The sequence below is a fragment of the Corallococcus sp. AS-1-12 genome, from assembly GCF_020036995.1.
Lineage (GTDB): Bacteria > Myxococcota > Myxococcia > Myxococcales > Myxococcaceae > Corallococcus.
Window position 1 is genome coordinate 240,160 of sequence record NZ_JAIQDD010000005.1, and the last position, 15,334, is coordinate 255,493.

Consider the following 15,334-nt stretch of genomic DNA (forward strand, 5'->3'; position numbering starts at 1 on the left):
CCAGCACATCGCGAAGCGCTTCGGGTCGTGCGTGTCCCTGGAGGACGCGTCGCTGGACATCGTCCCGGGGGAGCTGCTCGCCGTGGTGGGCGAGAACGGCGCGGGCAAGTCCAGCCTGATGAACGTGCTCTACGGGCTGTACCACCCGGACGCGGGCACGTTCCTGATGGACGGCAAGCCGGTGCGCTTCAAGAGCCCGCGCGACGCCATCGCGAAGGGCATTGGCATGGTGCACCAGCACTTCATGCTCGTGCCCACGCTGACGGTGGCGGAGAACGTGGTGCTGGGCCGCGAGCCCACGAAGCGAGGCCTGCTGGACCTGGACCGCGCCTGTGACGAGGTGGCGGCCACGGCGAAGCGCTTCGGCTTCCAGTTGGATCCGCGGGCCCGCGTGGACACGCTCACGGTGGGCTCGCAGCAGAAGGTCGAGATCGTCAAGGCGCTGCACCGGGGCGCGCAGGTGCTCATCCTGGACGAGCCCACCGCCGTGCTCACGCCGCAGGAGTCCGACGAGCTGTCCCAGGTGATGCGCGGGCTGGTGGCGCAGGGCCGCACGGTGGTGCTGATCAGCCACAAGCTGAAGGAAGTGTTGGGCGTGGCGGACCGCGTGGCGGTGATGCGCCGGGGCCGCACCGTGGCGGAGGTGCGCGCCAGCGAGACCACCGTCTCCGCGCTGGCCGCGCTGATGGTGGGTGAAGGCTCCAGGGGCGCCGCGATGACCGGCGTGCCCGCGACGGCTGTCGCGACCACCGGCCTTTCGAGCACCGGCACCACCGGCGCGGCGGCGCCGCTGCCCCCCGCGCCCATTGAACCGGCCGCGGCTTCGACGGGGCCGGTCGTGCTCGAAGCGAAGGACCTGCGGGCCACGGGTGACAACGGCCGTCCGGCGCTCCAGGGCGTGAGCCTCACCGTGCGCGCGGGCGAAATCGTCGGCATCGCCGGGGTGGACGGCAATGGACAGCGCGAGCTGGCCGAGGTCCTCACGGGCCTGCGCAAGCTGGACGGCGGCGAGGGCACGCTGCTCGGCGGTCCGCTGGTGGGGCTGACCCCGGCGCTGGCGAAGGCGCGCGGCGTGGGCCACGTCCCCGAGGACCGCCTGGCCCGCGCGGTGGTGAAGGCGATGACCGTGGAGGAGAACGTGGCCCTGGGCCGGCACCGACAGCCGCCGTTCGCGCGCGGGCCGTGGGTGGACTTCAAGGGCCGCCGCGAGCGCACGGAGCAACTGCTGACCGGCTACGACGTGCGCCCGAACGACCCGACGGTGGCGCTCCAGGCGCTGTCTGGCGGCAACCAGCAGAAGGTCGTGGTGGCGCGCGAGCTGGACGCCGGACCGGAGCTGCTCGTCGTCGTGCAGCCCACGCGCGGGCTGGACATCGGCGCGGTGGCGCAGGTGCATGAGCGCCTGCGTGACGCGAAGGCCCGGGGTGCGGGAGTGGTGATGGTGTCGCTGGACCTGGAGGAGGTGCTGGCCCTCTCCGACCGCGTCTACGTCCTCTACGAAGGCCGCGTGACGGGGCACTTCCCGCGCAAGGACCTGGACGAGCGCGAGCTGGGCCGCCGCATGCTGGGCGCGGAGGCAAGCCATGGGTGAGCGGGCGCGACAGGTGCTGCCGTCGGTGCTCTCCGTGCTGCTGGCGCTCGCGGTGTGCTGGCTGCTCATCGCCATCACGCGCGACGCGGACACCGCCACGCGCGCCTATGTCCAGATGCTCTGGGGCGGCGTGGGCAACTGGCCCGCGTTCCTGGACGGCGGCAGCGCCACCTCCGTGACGCGCCCCCTGGGCGAGGCCGCGATGAAGGCCGCGCTGCTCACCCTCACCGGCCTGTCCGTGGCGGTGGCCTTCAAGGTGGGCCTGTTCAACATCGGCGCGCAGGGGCAGATGATCTGGGGCGCGCTGGCCGCGGCGCTGGTGGGCGCGCACGTGGCGCTGCCTGGCGCGCTGCACGTCCCGCTGGCCCTCGCGGCGGCGGCGGTGGCGGGCGCGGCGTGGGCGAGCATCGCGGGCGTGCTGAAGCTCAAGCGCGGCGTGCACGAGGTGATCTCCACCATCATGCTCAACTGGGTGGCGGTGAGCCTGGTGGACAACTGGCTCGTCATCGGTCCGCTGCGCGCCGTGGCGGAGGGCGCGTCGTCCATCACCGGCACCGCCGAAATCCTCCCCTCCGCGCAGCTTCCCCGGCTGCTGGGGGACAGCTCGCGCCTCAACCTGGGCTTCCCGCTGGCGCTCGCCGCGGCGCTGGGCGTCTGGGTGTGGCTGACCCGCACGCGCTCCGGCTACGAGACGCGCGCCGTGGGCCTCACCCCGGAGGCGGCCCGCGCGGCGGGCATCCCCACGCTGTGGCGCGCGGGCGGGGCCATGGCGCTCGCGGGCGCGCTGGCGGGCCTGGCCGGCGCGGTGCTGGTGCTGGGCACGGAGGGCCGCTACCCGGGCTCGCTGGGCGCCCCGTACGGCTTCGACGGCATCGCCATCGCGCTCATCGGCAACAACCACCCGCTGGGCGCGGCGCTGGCGGCGGCCGTCTTCGGCGTGCTGCGCGCGGGCGGCACGCGCATGCAGTTGCTCGGCGTGCACAAGAGCTTCCCGGAGCTCATCCAGGGCCTCGCGCTGCTCTTCGTCGCCGGCCGCATGGTGTGGCTCGCCCTGCTGGCGCGGCGCCAGAAGCGCGCGCAGGCCCAGGCCCAGGCTGGAGTGGAGGTGCCCCGTGCTTGAGGTGCTCCACTCGCTCCTCTTCTCCACGCTGGACGCGGCCCCCGCCCTGGTGTTCGCCGCGCTGGGCGCCATGCTCTCCGAGCGCGCGGGCGTGGTGAGCGTGGGCGTGGAGGGCATGATGCGCACGGGCGCCTTCTGCGCGGCCGTGGCGGCGCTCGTGATGCCCACGCCGCTCGCGGTGGGGGTGGGCATGGCCGCGGGCGCGGGCATCGCCGCGGTGCATGGCTTCCTCAGCATCCGCTGGCGGTCGGATCAGGTCGTCTCCGGCATGGCCCTCAACCTGGTGGCCATGGCCGGCGGCACCTACCTGCTGGAGTCGTTCTTCGGCCCCAACGGCACGCCCTCCATCACCCAGTTGTCGCGCTGGAACGTCCCGGGCCTGTCCCAGGTCCCGCTGCTGGGCGCCCTGTCCGGCCACGCGGCGCCCACGTACCTGGCGCTCACCCTGCCCTTCCTCTTCCACCTGCTCTTGTCGCGCACGCCGCTGGGCCTGCGCCTGCGCGCCGTGGGCGACAAGCCGCACGCGGTGGCCACGCTGGGCCTGTCCGTGCCCGCCCTGCGCTGGGGCGCGGTGCTGGGCGGCGGGATGATGGCGGGCCTGGGGGGCGCGGTGCTGTCCACCACCGTCCTGGACCGCTTCGAACAGCACACGCCCTCCGGCCTGGGCTTCATGGCCCTGGCCGCCATGGTGTTCGGCCGCTGGACCCCGCTGGGCGCCTTCGCCGCCGCGCTCTTCTTCGCCGCCGGCAACGCGCTGCGGATCGGCCTGGCCTCCAGCGCTCCCTGGCTCCTCGACCTGGTGCCCCAGGGCTTCCTGCTCGCCCTGCCCTACCTGTTGACCCTCCTCGTCCTGGCGCTCCAGGGCCAGCGGGGCCACGCCCCCGCCGCGCTGGGCATTCCGTTCGAGCAGGAATCCCGCTGACCATTTTGAGAGGGAACGGGTAATCCAGGACCCGGGTCGGAAATCACTTTTGGTCAGGTTGGACCTGCCAAATCTGAAGCGGCCACCTGCCCTGATGCGTCAGGTCATCCGCAGGCGGGCCGCCAACCCCCTGACCTTATTGGATCAAGGTTTTCGGTCTTTCCAGTGTGGGCTGATCTGCCGTTGGGTGGACGTCCGGCATGCCGCTGGCATGGGAGTGCGACCATGTCGGATTGCGGACTGGATACCGAGCAGGCGCAGCATGTGGGCCTGAGCGATTCCTGGACGCGGTCCCCCGGAGCCGGGACAGCGCCCGCGGGCGTTGGCCGGTCCGGTTTCCAGGCTGGGGTGGCATGAACATGCAGACGACGGCAACAGGCTCGACGTCACCCCAGCGCCCGCGAGTGATCGCGGTCGACGTGGAGTCCGGCGGCGTGGAGCGGGTGCGCTCCATCCTAACGCCGGCGGGCTACGACGTGCTGCCCGCGAGCGGGACGACGGCCGCGCTGGAGGCGGTGTCGCGCCACTCCGCGGACCTGGTGCTGCTGGACGTGGAGCGGGCCCGCACGGTGGGCCTGGCCGCGTACCGGCGCCTTCGAGAGGCGCTCTCCCCGCCGCAGTTCCCCATCCTCATGCTCACGCCTTCCGCGGACCGCCAGACGCGCCGCGAGGTGCTGGAGGCAGGTGTGGACGACTTGCTGACGACTGAACCGCTGGACCCGCTGGAGCTGAAGGTGCGCGTCCACACCCTGCTGGAGCTCAAGGCGCACCGCGAGCACGGCGGCGTCCCGGAAGTGCTCCAGGACCCGCGCACGCGCTGGGTGCGCATGGAGCGCCTGGCGCGCGTGGGCACGCTGGCCGCGGACCTGGCCACGCAGATGGACCAGTTGGGCGTGGGCCTGCAGCGGGCGCTGGAGCACGTGCGCACCCGCGCCGCCCAGGGGCTGCCGCCGGACACGGAGGAGCTGCTCAAGCTGGGCGTGGCGGGCGAGCAGATGCGCCTGCACGGCCAGCACCTCTTGTCCCTGGGCCCCACGGGCCCCAAGGACATCCAGCGCTTCGACCTGCGGGAGGTGGTGCCGGAGGTGGTGTCGCGCCTGCGCGCCGCCGGCCGCCTGGGCCGCGCGGACGTGCGCGCGGTGCTGCCGGAGGACCCCATCGCCGTCGTGTTCAACCGCCGTCAGGTGGAGCAGGTGGTGGCGGAGCTGGTCTGCAACGCGGTGGACGCCGTGGAGGACGTGAAGGACCGTCCGCGCGTGGTGCAGGTGGGCGTGGAGCTGCCGGACATGTTCGGTGAGTTCGGCCCGCAGATCTTCGTGAAGGACACCGGCATCGGCATCTTCGAGGACGAGCTGCAGGCCATCTTCTCGCCGTACTACACGACCAAGGCCCCGGAGAAGAGCGTGGGCCTGGGCCTCACGGTGGCGCGCACCCTGGTGGAGAGCATGGGCGGCAAGCTGACCGTGAAGAGCCGCGTCAACCTGGGCAGCACCTTCACGGTGGAGCTGCCCGAGCAGACGTCGTCCTGGTAGCCGCCTTGTAGCCACCACACGGGCGGGGAACCCCGTCCCCGCCCGCGTGACGTGCGACTAGAAGCGGTAGGCCACGCCCGCCAGCGCTTCCATCGTGAAGTAGCTGTCGTCGAAGCGCGGGACGATGGAGGGCCCCATCCGCAGGTTGAAGTTCACGTTGAAGTTGTTGTTCACGAAGTACTCCAGGCCGCCTCCGAAGAGGATGGGGATGACCGGCCCGATGCCCTCGCCGATGTAGACGTTGAACGGCACGTCGAGGCCCGCGTTGATCATCAGCGCGCTGCCCACGGGGATGCCCACCACGAACGCCACCGGCAGCGCCATGCCGAACATCGTGTTCCCCCGGGGGAAGTAGACGAACGGCCCCGGCTGGAACGTGATGGCGAAGGCCACCTTGTCCGTCTTGGCGATCATCACCCGCAGCCAGCCCTGGAGCTTGAGGCCCGCGTCGGACGCGTCCACCAGGCCCTCGCGGCCCCAGTTGAAGCTGAACTTGCCGCCGATATCCACGGTGTCCGAGCCGCCGTGCAGCAGGCCCAGCGACAGGCCCGGGAAGCCGATCTGCGCGCTGAACATGTTGCGGCCCGAGCCGACGGTCTCCGCCGCCAGCAGGGACCAGCCCTGACCGCGAGCCATCGCGGTGCCGGGGAGGGCCAGGAGCACGGCCAGGAGGAAACCAGGAATGATGCGCTTCACGAGGTTCCTTTCAGCGATGGGCCGCGGCACGGGAGGCCACGACCCGGTGGGTTGAGTTGAAGGGTGATTCAGGACTCATCAGGCGGGCTGGCCGCGCTCGCGGGCCAGGGCCAGGAAGGCGTCGATGAGGGCCGCCAGCTTCGCCTCCGCGCGCTGGCGGGCCTGGGGGAGCGGCTCGCCGGGGGCGGGCGTCTCCTTGTGCTCGAAGTAGTATTTGATTTTGGGCTCGGTGCCGGAGGGGCGCAGGGTGACGCGGCCGCCGCCCTCCAGCGCGAAGGCGACGACGTTGGACGGGGGCAGGCCGCCCTCGCCCTTCTGGTAGTCACGCACGGCGCTCACCGGGGTGCCGCCGATGTTCGCGGGCGGCGACGCGCGGAAGGCCTGCATGATGGCGCGGATGGTCTGCGCGCCGGCCGCGCCCGGCAGCGTCACGTTGCGCTGGGCGCCCACGTGCAGGCCGAAGCGGCGTTGAATCTCTTCCAGGTAGCCCAGCACCGTCACGCCGCGCGCCTCGCACCACGCGGCCATGTCCGCGACCACCAGGGCCGCGCCCACGCCGTCCTTGTCGCGCGTGGCGGTGCCCACGGTGTAGCCGAGCGCCTCCTCGTAGCCGAAGACGAACTGGGTGCCTTCCTTCGTCGTGCGCTCCAGCGCGCGGTTGGCGATCCACTTGAAGCCGGTGAGGACCTCGTCGTAGGCGGCGTCCAGGCCGCGCGCGATTTCGCCCAACTGCGTGGAGGACACGATGGTGGTGACCACGTGCGGGCGCGCGCGCTTCGTCCCCTGCGTGAGGACGTAGTGGCCCAGCAGCACGCCCACCTCGTTGCCGGTGAGCAGGCGCAGCTTCCCGGAGGCATCCCGCGCCATCACCGCCAGCCGGTCCGCGTCCGGGTCGTTGGCCAGCACCAGGTCCGCCTTCACGCGCTCCGCCGTGGCGAGCGACAGGTCCATGGCGCCCGGCTCCTCGGGGTTGGGGAAGCGCACGGTGGGGAAGCGGCCGTCGGGCTGCTGCTGCTCGGCCACGGGCGTCACGCGCGGGAAGCCGGCCTCCTTGAGCGCGAGCGCCGCCCACGCGCCGCCCACGCCGTGCATGGCGGTGTAGACGATGGACAGCGTGTCGCTGCCCTTGCGGTACAGGCGCAGGTCCAGGATGGCGCGCAGGTACGCGTGGCCCACGTCCTCCGGCAGGTCGCGCCACAGGCCCTTCGCGCGGCCTTCGGCGGGCGTGAGCAGGGGGACCAGGTTGGCGGGCTCCACCTTCGCGATGGCGTCCGCGATGCCCACGTCCTGCGGCGGGACGATCTGCGCGCCGTTGCCCCAGTAGACCTTGTAGCCGTTGTACTCGGGCGGGTTGTGGCTGGCGGTCACCATCACCGCCGCGGCGGCGTTGAGGTGCAGCACGGCGAACGCGGTGACGGGCGTGGGCACCGGCTCCGGGAAGACGTGCGCGGGGATGCCCTCCGCGACGAGCACGGCGGCGGTGTCCTCCGCCAGCTCGCGGCTCAGGCGGCGCGCGTCACGGCCCACCACCACGCCGCGCGTGGTGACGTCCGGCACGGTGGCCTTGAGATAGCGCGCCAGGCCCGCGGTGGTGCGGCGCACGACGGCGCGGTTCATCCGGTTGGGGCCGGCACCCAGCACGCCGCGCAGGCCGGCGGTGCCGAACTCCAGGTCCTGCGAGAAGCGGTCCGCCAGGTCCGCCCAGTCCTGCGTCGCGAGCACATTGGCCAGCTCCGCCTGGGTCTCCGGATCCGGATCCGCCCTGCGCCAGGCCTCCGCCCGCTCCCTGAGTCCGGTGGTGTCCATCGCGCGTTGCCTCGTCGTTGAAGAAGGGGGGGTGCTTCAGCTCTTGTAGTCGGTGAGGTGCTTGCGGCGCACCGGCCCCTTGGGGCCGTCCTTGTTGTTCTGGCACGCGACGCAGAACTCCGCGTAGGGCATGGCCTTGAGGCGCCCCATGGGAATCTCGTCGCCGCACTCCTCGCACTCGCCGAAGGAGTCCGGGTCCTCGCGCAGCTTGCCCAGGGCCTTCACCACGCGCGCCAGCGTGCCGTCGGTGTTGCGGTTCCGGCTGGAGGCGATGGCCTGCATCATCTCGTTGAGGGGCTGCTCGTCCTCGTCGCCGCCCACGCGCGCCTCGTCGGTGCGGTTGGGCTCGATGCGCATGGGCGCCTTCCCGGTCAGCTCCGCGTGGAGCGCGAGCAACTGCTGGAGGAAGTCCTCTCGCTGCTTCGGGGTCACGGTGCGCGGCTCCGGAGGGGGTCAGTACTGCGCGGTGGAGATCTGCCCGGTGACGATGGCCACGGACGCGGAGGCGCCCAGGCGGTTGGCGCCCGCGCGGATGAGCTTCACGGCGTCCTCCGCGGAGCGCACGCCGCCGGAGGCCTTCACGCCCACGTCGTCGCCCACCACCGCGCGCATCAGCTCGATGTCCTTCACCGTGGCGCCGCCGGGCCCGAAGCCGGTGGACGTCTTCACGAACGCGGCGCCCGCGGCCTTGGACAGCGCGCACGCGACGACCTTCTCCTCGTCCGTGAGGTGGCCCGTCTCCAGGATGACCTTCACGGGCACGGGGTGGCTGGCCTCCACCACCGCGGCGATGTCCTGGTGCACGCGCTGGTAGTCGTGCGCCTTGAGCGCGCCCAGGTTGAGCACCATGTCGATTTCACGGGCGCCCGCGCGGATGGCCTCGCGCGCCTCGAAGGCCTTCGCGGACGACAGCGCGGCGCCCAGGGGGAAGCCCACCACGGCGATGGGCACGGCCGTCGCCCCCGCCAGCACGCGCGCGGCGGTGGCCACGTGGCAGCTATTCACGCACACGGTGGCGAAGCCGTACTGACGGGCCTCCTCGGCCACGCGCACGATGTCCTCCGTACGCGCCTCCGGCTTGAGCAGCGTGTGGTCGATGTACGGGGCCAGGTCCGAGGCCTTCACGAGGGTGGCCGGGTCCACGCGCGCGGTGGCGGTCTTCACGCCGGGTGGGCGCGGGGCCTCCGGGTTCAGGACGGCGGCGGGCGCGGGCGGCACGGCCTCCTGCTGGACCTTCCAGGCGTGCAGACGATGACGGGCCTGGTCGACCAGCTCTTCCAGGACGGTGAAGAACGCTTCGGCGTCGGACGGCATGCCGCGCCCCTTAGCCCACTCCCGGCCCTCGGGGAAGCGCTCGCGGGGGGAGGAGGTGCCCGGTCAACGCACGGGGTGCCGCGAAGGGGAGCGGGGCTGTAGAGTTCCAACCCGTGAAGGTCTTCGCGCGGCTGCTCGCACTCCTTGTCCTCCTCCTCGCGGCGGTGCCGGGCCACGCGGCCCTCCCCTCCCCCGCCCCGGGCCGGCTCTCGGTCTACTTCCTCGACGTGGGCCAGGGGGACGCGGCGCTCATCGTGTCGCCCACGGGCAAGACGGTGCTCATCGACGGCGGGCCTCCAGAGGCCGGCGCGCGGCTGGCGGCGCGGCTGCGCGAGCTGGTGAAGGGCCCGCTGGACCTGGTCATCCTCACCCACCCGCACCTGGACCACCTGGGCGGGCTGCGCGCGGCGGTGAAGGCGGTGGGGGCGAAGCGCTTCATGGACCCCGGCTTCGACCACCCGAGCGAGGCGTACCGCGACCTGCTGGACTTCGTGGGCCGCGAGGTGGGCCAGGTGATGAGCCCGGAGCCCAACCCCCACGCGCCCCAGACGCTGCTCACCGTGGGCCTGGGCGAAGGCGTGGCGCTCACCGTGCTCTGGCCGCGCGTGCCCCAGGAGTCGTTCCTCGCGAACACGCGCTCGGACCCGAACGCGAACTCCATCGTCACCAAGCTCACCTACGGGAAGACGGCGTTCCTCTTCACGGGGGACTCGGAGCCGCCCACGGAGGAGGTGCTGCTCCAGAAGCCCGTGGACCTCACCGCCACGGTGCTGAAGGTGGCGCACCACGGCGGCAAGCACTCCTCCACCGCGGCCTTCCTGGAGCGCGTGAAGCCGCAGGCGGCGGTCATCTCCTGCGGCGTGGGCAACGACTACGGCCACCCCAGCCCGGAGGTCCTGGGCCGCCTGCGCGACGTGCGCGCCCGCGCCTTCCGCACCGACCAGGACGGCGAGGTGCTGGCGGTGAGCGACGGCACCACCGTGACGCTGCGCTCGACGAAGGGCACCGGGGCCACGAGCCTGTCCGGGACGCAGCAGGCGGGGAGCCCGGTGGCGCTCGGCCCCATCGAGCCCACGCCCCACGGCCGCTCCGGCCGCTCCACGGAGAAGGAGCCGGAGCCCGGCGTGCCCCGGACGCGCACGCCCGTGGAGCCCCCGGCGCCCGCGAGCGCGTCCGAAGCCACGGGCGAGCGCTACGTGTCGCTCAAGGGCAGCAAGGTGTTCCACCGCGAGAGCTGCAAGACCCTGAAGCGCTCGAAGAACGAGCGCACCGTCTACACAAGCCGCGCCGACGCCCTGCGTGAGCGCCGCCCCGCCGAGGATTGTCATCCATGAAGGCCCGCATCGCGCTGGGGGTGGGGCTGCTGCTCGCCTCCCTGGCCTGTCAGCAGCAGCCGCCCGCGCCGGCCGCGCAGAAGCCCCCGGAGAAGTCGCGCTACTTCGGCGGCGCGCCGGACGGGAAGCTCCACGTGTACTTCTTCGACGTGGGCGCGGGGGATGCCGCGCTCATCGTCACGCCGCGAGGCAACACGGTGCTGGTGGACTCCGGGCCCGCGTCCGCCGAGTCGCACCTGGTGAACCGGCTGCCGGAGCTGCTGCGCCGGGAGCTGGACCTGGTGGTGCTCACCCAGCCGGACCCCAGGCACCACGGCGCGCTGGAGGCGGTGCTCAAGCGCGTGGGCGCGCGGCGGTTGATGGAGCCGCAGCTCCCGGACACGTCCAAGGCCTACGACGCGCTGTTGACGGCGGTGGGCTCGCGAGGGGTGCAGATCCTCTCGCCCGCGCCGCCGTCGTCCGCGCCCAAGGAGCTGGTCCGGCTGACGCTGGAGGACGGGGTGAACCTCACGGTGCTCTGGCCCCGGGCGCCCGCGGAGCCGCTCCTGAAGGAGGCCCCGGACGCGGAGGGGCGCAACGCGGCGAACTCCATCGTGCTGCGCCTGACGTACGCGGACACATCGGTGGTCTTCGCGGGCGGCGCGCGCGCGGAGACGGAGGCCCGGCTGCTGGAGCGCGGGCTCCTGTCCTCCGCCACGCTGCTGAAGGTCGCCTCGCCCGGTGTGGAGGGGGCGAACTCGCAGGCGTACCTGGAGGAGGTGCGGCCGCAGGCGGCGGTGCTCAGCGGGGATGACAGCCTGGGCAGGAGCCCGAAGGTGAAGGAGCTCCTCGCGCGGCTGCGCGGCGTGGACGCGCGGGCCTTCCGCACGGACGTGAACGGAGAGGTGCACGCGGTGAGCGACGGCAAGCAGTTCGAGCTGTCGCTCCAGCGTCCGACCCCGGGGGAGCCCGGCGGCACGCGGCGCGTCTTCCCGGGGTTGGATCCGCGCCCGGCGCTGGTGCGGACGGTGAAGCCCGCGCCCGTGGTGAAGCCGGTCCCCGCCGAACCGTCCCCAGCCGCCCGGACGGAGCCCGCGCGTGTCGTCGAGGCACCGCGTGACAGCAAGGCCCGCGTCGGCAACGTGACGGACGTGGATGACCTGCCTGTCGCGCGCAAGGGCACGCGGACGGAGGAGGCGCCTCCGAAGGCGGTGCGCTCATCCACCAGCACGCCCATGACGGGCAGCTACATGGCGAGCAAGAACAAGCGCATCTTCCACAAGGCCACCTGCCGGAGCGTTCGGCTCATCAACGAAGAGAACCTGCTCACGTGGAGCACGCGTGACGCGGCATTGAAGTCGGGCCGCAAGCCCGCGGGAGACTGCGACCCGTGACGAAGAAGAAGACGAAGCCCCGGTCCAGGGCCACGGTGGACCGCATCGAGGACGACGTCGCCGTGCTGGTGGTGGACGGCCAGCAGGTGACCCGCGCGCTGGGCACCCTGCCCTCCGGCGTGCGCGAAGGGGACGTCGTGGACCTGGAGACGGGGACGGTGGACGCCGAAGCCACCGAAGCCCTGCGCGTCGAAGTCCGCGCCGCGAGGGAACAGGCGATGCGCGGCAAGAAGCCGCCCGCGGGCGACTTCGACCTCTGAACCGGGCCGTCCTGCTCGACGTATCGGCTTCCGCGGCCGGCACAGGCCGTAGGGCGACCACAGAACCGAACCGTCCTGCTCGCTCGACGTGCCGAAGCAGGACGTAGGGCGCCCTCTGAACCGGGCCGTCCTGCTCGACGTGCCGGATTTCCCGGCCGGAACAGGACGTGTCGGGAGGGCCTGCCCGCCGCGTCGCGCGGAAAGCAGGCCCACCTCACAGGATGGCTACGGCGCGGAGCCTTCCGCCGGAGCCGTGGCCTCGCCACCCGCCGCGGCACCCTGCGGAGGCGTCGCGGGTTCAGCGGCCGCCGGAGGCGTCGCCGGTTTGGCGGCGCCCCCCGGCGCGGGAGTGGCCTGACGCGGGGCCGGAGCGGGCGCGGACGCCTTGCCGGTCACCTTGTTGACCATGTCCGCGAGGGCGGGAGGCAGCATGCCCGCCGCCGACAGGCCGAAAAGCGCCACCGCCGGCAGGACGATGAGCAGCAGCAGCACCAGCGCCACCACCTTCAGCGGGCTGCCACGACGGGCCGGCACCACCGGACGCTTGCGCGCGGCCTTCGAGTCCTGCGCCTCGCGCGCGTCCTCTTCCTCCTCGTCGTTGCGAGGGTCCTCGCGCGTCTCGTCCTGGCCGGGGTCCTCCTCGTCCGAGCCGTCGCCCCGGTTGCCGGGCAGGTCCAGGTCGGAGAACAGCTCGTTGAGGGGCGCGCCGCTCGCCGCGGGGGACTCGTCCGCGGGCGCAGCCACCGCGCGGCGCGGGGCGGGCGTGGGCACCGGGGCGGGCGCCGCGCGCTTGTCGCCGTAGAGCGTGCCCTCGTCCTCGTCGCCGTCGCGCTCGAAGCCGCCGTCGTTGTGGTCGTCCTCGGACGGGGCGGGCTCGTTCTCCGCGTAGAAGGGCTGCTGGGGCTCCGGCTCCCGGCGGGCGGGGGCGGCGCGCGCGGGCGGCGCGACGACCGCGGGCGGCGGCTCCGGCGGCGGAGGCGGCGGCTCCGGCGGCGCGGCGGGCGCGAGCAGCGCGGCCAGCTCCGGGATGTCCGAACCGCGCTTCCAGTCCGGCATGCCCTGGCGCCAGAAGAAGCTGCGCGCGCTGATGGTGCCCGCGGCCATCCACTCGGCCACGGCCGACTCGTCCAGCGGGCCCTCCTGCTTGTTGCGCACCATCACGAACCACGGGGCCCCGGCCGTCTGGCGGGGAGGCGCGGTGCGCGTGGGCTCATCGTCCCAGGGGGTCTGGGGAGCCGACGCAGGAGGTCTGGCCAGGGGCGCAGGAGCTGCCGCGGCGGCCACCGGTGCCGGAGCGGGGGCAGGCGCGGGCGCGGCGGCGGCACCTCCCGCCAGCGAACGCTCCTGGGCCCGGATGCGCTCCACGTCGGCGAGCGACACCACGCGGGTGCTCTCCTCCTCGGCGGGCCCTTCCACGGTGATGACGTTCTGGCAGTTCTTGCAGCGGACCTTGACCGTCTTGCCGCGGACCTTCTCGTCCGCAATGGAGTACCGCTTCTGGCAATTGTCGCAGGTGAAGTTCAAAGGGGGCGTCCGGCTCTCGGGGGAAACCGGCGGGGATGCTACCGCCAGAAATCTCCCGCGCAAACACACGGTTGACTCTCTTCTTCGGCCCAACTATTCAGCCGCCCTCTGTTTCACTCCAGGCTCTACGAGGGTGGCGCATGCCGGCGAAGGATCTCGGGACCAAGCACACGTGCTTCAAGTGCGGGACGAAGTTCTACGACATGAAGAAGCCGGACCCCATCTGCCCCAAGTGTGGGGCGGATCAGCGGGAGAACGTGGTCGCCAAGCCCGCCGAGGGCCGGCGTGGTCGCCTGGCCGCCGCGCCCAAGGTCATCGAGCCCGAGCCCGAGGAGACGCCCGCGGCCGAGGAGGACGAGGAGAACCTCGACTCCTTCGGTGACGACGAGGACGCCGAGGCCGGCGCCGAGCCCGCCGAAGACGACGACCTGTAGGGTCGCGCTCAGAGGTTCGCATCATCCGGGGTCCCCCGAGCGGTTCGGGCGGGCCCCGTTGCCGTTTGCGCGCCCCGAGGCAGTCACCGGGCCCGACAACGGCGCCCCCGGAAGACGGGGGCCCCTCCCCAGGGGCCACACCGCTCCGGGACGTCACCGCTCAGGTACCGTTCAGCCGCTCGTGCGACGACATCAGCGACAGCTCCGTGAGCGCGCTCTGGATCTTCTCGTAGAGGTTGGGCCCCATCTCCTGCATGCCCGCCGGCCGGGCGCCCTTGCGGCGAGCCCCCACGGGCAGGCGCTCCGCCTCGGCGGACACCGTGGCTTGCTTCCTGGTCTGATGCATGACGACTCCCCCTCGGGCGGAAGTGTTGGCTTCCGACAAAGCAATTTTGCCACCAAGACAGAAGTCTGAACAAGGGGCGTGCTTCCCGGCACTTGGACGGAACCCCTGGCCGATGACTTCGTTGCGCCGGGACCGGACGCGACAACCGTGTCAGGGGCGCCCTATTTCCCCGAGCCGGCCTGACGCAGTGCATACACGCCCCAGGTCTGATCGACCTGGACGGTCTCCCCGGCGCGGACGGTGACGGTCCGGGACGCTTCGGGCAGCCGCTCATGCCAGAAGACGAGCGTGTGGGACCCCTCCGGGACGCGCATCCGGAAGCGCCCGTCCGGGGTGGTGGTGGTGAAGTACGGGTGGTTGAAGGTGCGAACCACCGCGCGCATCCAGGGGTGCACGTCGCAGCGGACCTGGACGGTGCCGGGCTCGGCGGGCAGGGGGCGGCGCAGGGTCATCCCCTCCAGGGGCATGGCCACGTTGAAGACGGAGCGGTTGGTCCCCGCCTGGGCGCGCACGTTGTGCACCAGCGGGTCGGAGTTGCGCAGCAGCAGCTCGCCGCCGGCCTTCGCCGCGAGCGCGGGCGGTTCGTAGTGGCACTGCTTCTGGTCCAGCACGGGCTGCGGCGCGGGCGTCTCCGGCTCGGCGAGCCCGGCGCCGTCCTGGAGCGAGACGACGGCGTGGGCCAGGGCGCCCTCCCCCCCCACCACGAGCGAGCGGTCCTCCGCCTGGTCGCCGCACACGCTGGCGACGGTGGCGGAGGTCGACGCGCTGGAGGCCTGGGGAGGGGTCCCGGTCAGCACCACCCGCCCCTCGATTTCGCCCCACTTCACCGGCCCGGTGGGGCGCGGCGCGGCGGCGGCGGGGGGCGCGACAGAGGGGGCCGGCGGGGGCGGGGCTTCGCGGCAGGCCGTGGCGGCGAGGAGGAGCGCGGGGGCCAGGAGGGGGCGGAGTCGGAGGCTGGACACGTGCCCCGTCTAACGGGTGCGTGAAGCGGATTCAAACGCTCCAGAGGCAGGTGGGGAACACGGGATGGAGGCGTCCCCAATTACGCGTTGGAACCCCAGCACCCTTGTTGGTACAAGAGC

15 protein-coding genes are annotated in these 15,334 nt (G+C 72.7%); 8 read left to right on the forward strand and 7 right to left on the reverse strand.

What is annotated here, in order from left to right; genetic code table 11:
* Positions 1–31: 31 nt before the first annotated feature.
* The 4 genes from K8556_RS10680 (at position 32) to K8556_RS10695 (ending at position 5,165) form a co-directional block, all read left to right on the forward strand.
* The gene (locus K8556_RS10680) at positions 32–1,591 is read left to right on the forward strand and encodes an ABC transporter ATP-binding protein (RefSeq protein ID WP_223739930.1); all 1,560 of its coding nucleotides are present in this window, start codon (positions 32–34) and stop codon (positions 1,589–1,591) included.
* Entirely contained in the window at positions 1,584–2,711 is a 1,128-nt protein-coding gene (locus K8556_RS10685; RefSeq protein WP_223739931.1) for an ABC transporter permease, read from the forward strand. The genes K8556_RS10680 and K8556_RS10685 overlap by 8 nt, the downstream gene beginning before the upstream one ends.
* Positions 2,704–3,633, forward strand: coding sequence for an ABC transporter permease (locus K8556_RS10690; protein WP_223739932.1), 930 nt, complete (start codon positions 2,704–2,706; stop codon positions 3,631–3,633). Before K8556_RS10685 ends, K8556_RS10690 begins: the two co-directional genes overlap by 8 nt.
* 404 nt (positions 3,634–4,037) lie before the next feature.
* Positions 4,038–5,165 (forward strand): hybrid sensor histidine kinase/response regulator, encoded by a 1,128-nt coding sequence (locus K8556_RS10695; RefSeq protein WP_223739933.1) that lies wholly within the window; start codon positions 4,038–4,040, stop codon positions 5,163–5,165.
* 57 nt (positions 5,166–5,222) lie between these two features.
* Here the strand turns inward: K8556_RS10695 and K8556_RS10700 are convergent, their stop codons facing one another.
* From K8556_RS10700 to deoC, 4 genes are all read right to left on the reverse strand, one after another.
* Positions 5,223–5,861, reverse strand: coding sequence for a hypothetical protein (locus K8556_RS10700; protein ID WP_223739934.1), 639 nt, complete (start codon positions 5,859–5,861; stop codon positions 5,223–5,225).
* A 78-nt stretch (positions 5,862–5,939) separates the two neighbouring features.
* On the reverse strand, positions 5,940–7,667 hold the full coding sequence (locus K8556_RS10705; protein ID WP_223739935.1) for a phospho-sugar mutase: 1,728 nt from the start codon (positions 7,665–7,667) through the stop codon (positions 5,940–5,942).
* Positions 7,668–7,703: 36 nt separating this feature from the next.
* The gene (locus K8556_RS10710) at positions 7,704–8,099 is read right to left on the reverse strand and encodes a TraR/DksA family transcriptional regulator (RefSeq protein ID WP_223739936.1); all 396 of its coding nucleotides are present in this window, start codon (positions 8,097–8,099) and stop codon (positions 7,704–7,706) included.
* A gap of 21 nt (positions 8,100–8,120) precedes the next feature.
* Positions 8,121–8,981, reverse strand: a complete 861-nt coding sequence (deoC, locus tag K8556_RS10715) for a deoxyribose-phosphate aldolase (protein ID WP_223739937.1) — start codon at positions 8,979–8,981, stop codon at positions 8,121–8,123.
* 113 nt (positions 8,982–9,094) lie between these two features.
* Between deoC and K8556_RS10720 the strand changes: the two genes are divergently transcribed.
* From K8556_RS10720 to K8556_RS10730, 3 genes are read left to right on the forward strand one after another with little or no spacing between them, the layout of a single operon-like run.
* A complete protein-coding gene (locus K8556_RS10720; protein ID WP_223739938.1) occupies positions 9,095–10,315 on the forward strand; it encodes a ComEC/Rec2 family competence protein in 1,221 nt (406 codons plus the stop codon).
* A complete protein-coding gene (locus K8556_RS10725; protein WP_223739939.1) occupies positions 10,312–11,688 on the forward strand; it encodes a ComEC/Rec2 family competence protein in 1,377 nt (458 codons plus the stop codon). Before K8556_RS10720 ends, K8556_RS10725 begins: the two co-directional genes overlap by 4 nt.
* A complete protein-coding gene (locus K8556_RS10730) occupies positions 11,685–11,948 on the forward strand; it encodes a DUF3006 domain-containing protein (RefSeq protein ID WP_223739940.1) in 264 nt (87 codons plus the stop codon). Before K8556_RS10725 ends, K8556_RS10730 begins: the two co-directional genes overlap by 4 nt.
* Positions 11,949–12,173: 225 nt before the next feature.
* Here the strand turns inward: K8556_RS10730 and K8556_RS10735 are convergent, their stop codons facing one another.
* On the reverse strand, positions 12,174–13,472 hold the full coding sequence (locus tag K8556_RS10735; protein ID WP_223739941.1) for a GYF domain-containing protein: 1,299 nt from the start codon (positions 13,470–13,472) through the stop codon (positions 12,174–12,176).
* Between the two features lie 140 nt (positions 13,473–13,612).
* Here K8556_RS10735 and K8556_RS10740 point away from each other — a divergent pair, with 140 nt between their 5' ends.
* Complete coding sequence (locus tag K8556_RS10740) at positions 13,613–13,906, forward strand: TIGR02300 family protein (RefSeq protein WP_223739942.1); 294 nt, start codon at positions 13,613–13,615, stop codon at positions 13,904–13,906.
* A gap of 160 nt (positions 13,907–14,066) precedes the next feature.
* On the opposite strand, the gene K8556_RS10745 is transcribed toward K8556_RS10740, so the two are convergent.
* Complete coding sequence (locus K8556_RS10745; protein WP_223739943.1) at positions 14,067–14,252, reverse strand: hypothetical protein; 186 nt, start codon at positions 14,250–14,252, stop codon at positions 14,067–14,069.
* 161 nt (positions 14,253–14,413) lie between these two features.
* Entirely contained in the window at positions 14,414–15,214 is an 801-nt protein-coding gene (locus K8556_RS10750) for a carboxypeptidase regulatory-like domain-containing protein (protein ID WP_223739944.1), read from the reverse strand.
* Between the last annotated feature and the right edge of the window lie 120 nt (positions 15,215–15,334).

Coding starts and splice junctions, on each gene's coding strand:
- K8556_RS10740 (WP_223739942.1), top strand. CDS start 13,613: ATGCCGGCGAAGGATCTCGGGACCAAGCACACGTGCTTCAAGTGCGGG.
- K8556_RS10725 (WP_223739939.1), top strand. CDS start 10,312: ATGAAGGCCCGCATCGCGCTGGGGGTGGGGCTGCTGCTCGCCTCCCTG.
- K8556_RS10705 (WP_223739935.1), bottom strand. CDS start 7,667: ATGGACACCACCGGACTCAGGGAGCGGGCGGAGGCCTGGCGCAGGGCG.
- K8556_RS10745 (WP_223739943.1), bottom strand. CDS start 14,252: ATGCATCAGACCAGGAAGCAAGCCACGGTGTCCGCCGAGGCGGAGCGC.
- K8556_RS10685 (WP_223739931.1), top strand. CDS start 1,584: ATGGGTGAGCGGGCGCGACAGGTGCTGCCGTCGGTGCTCTCCGTGCTG.
- deoC (WP_223739937.1), bottom strand. CDS start 8,981: ATGCCGTCCGACGCCGAAGCGTTCTTCACCGTCCTGGAAGAGCTGGTC.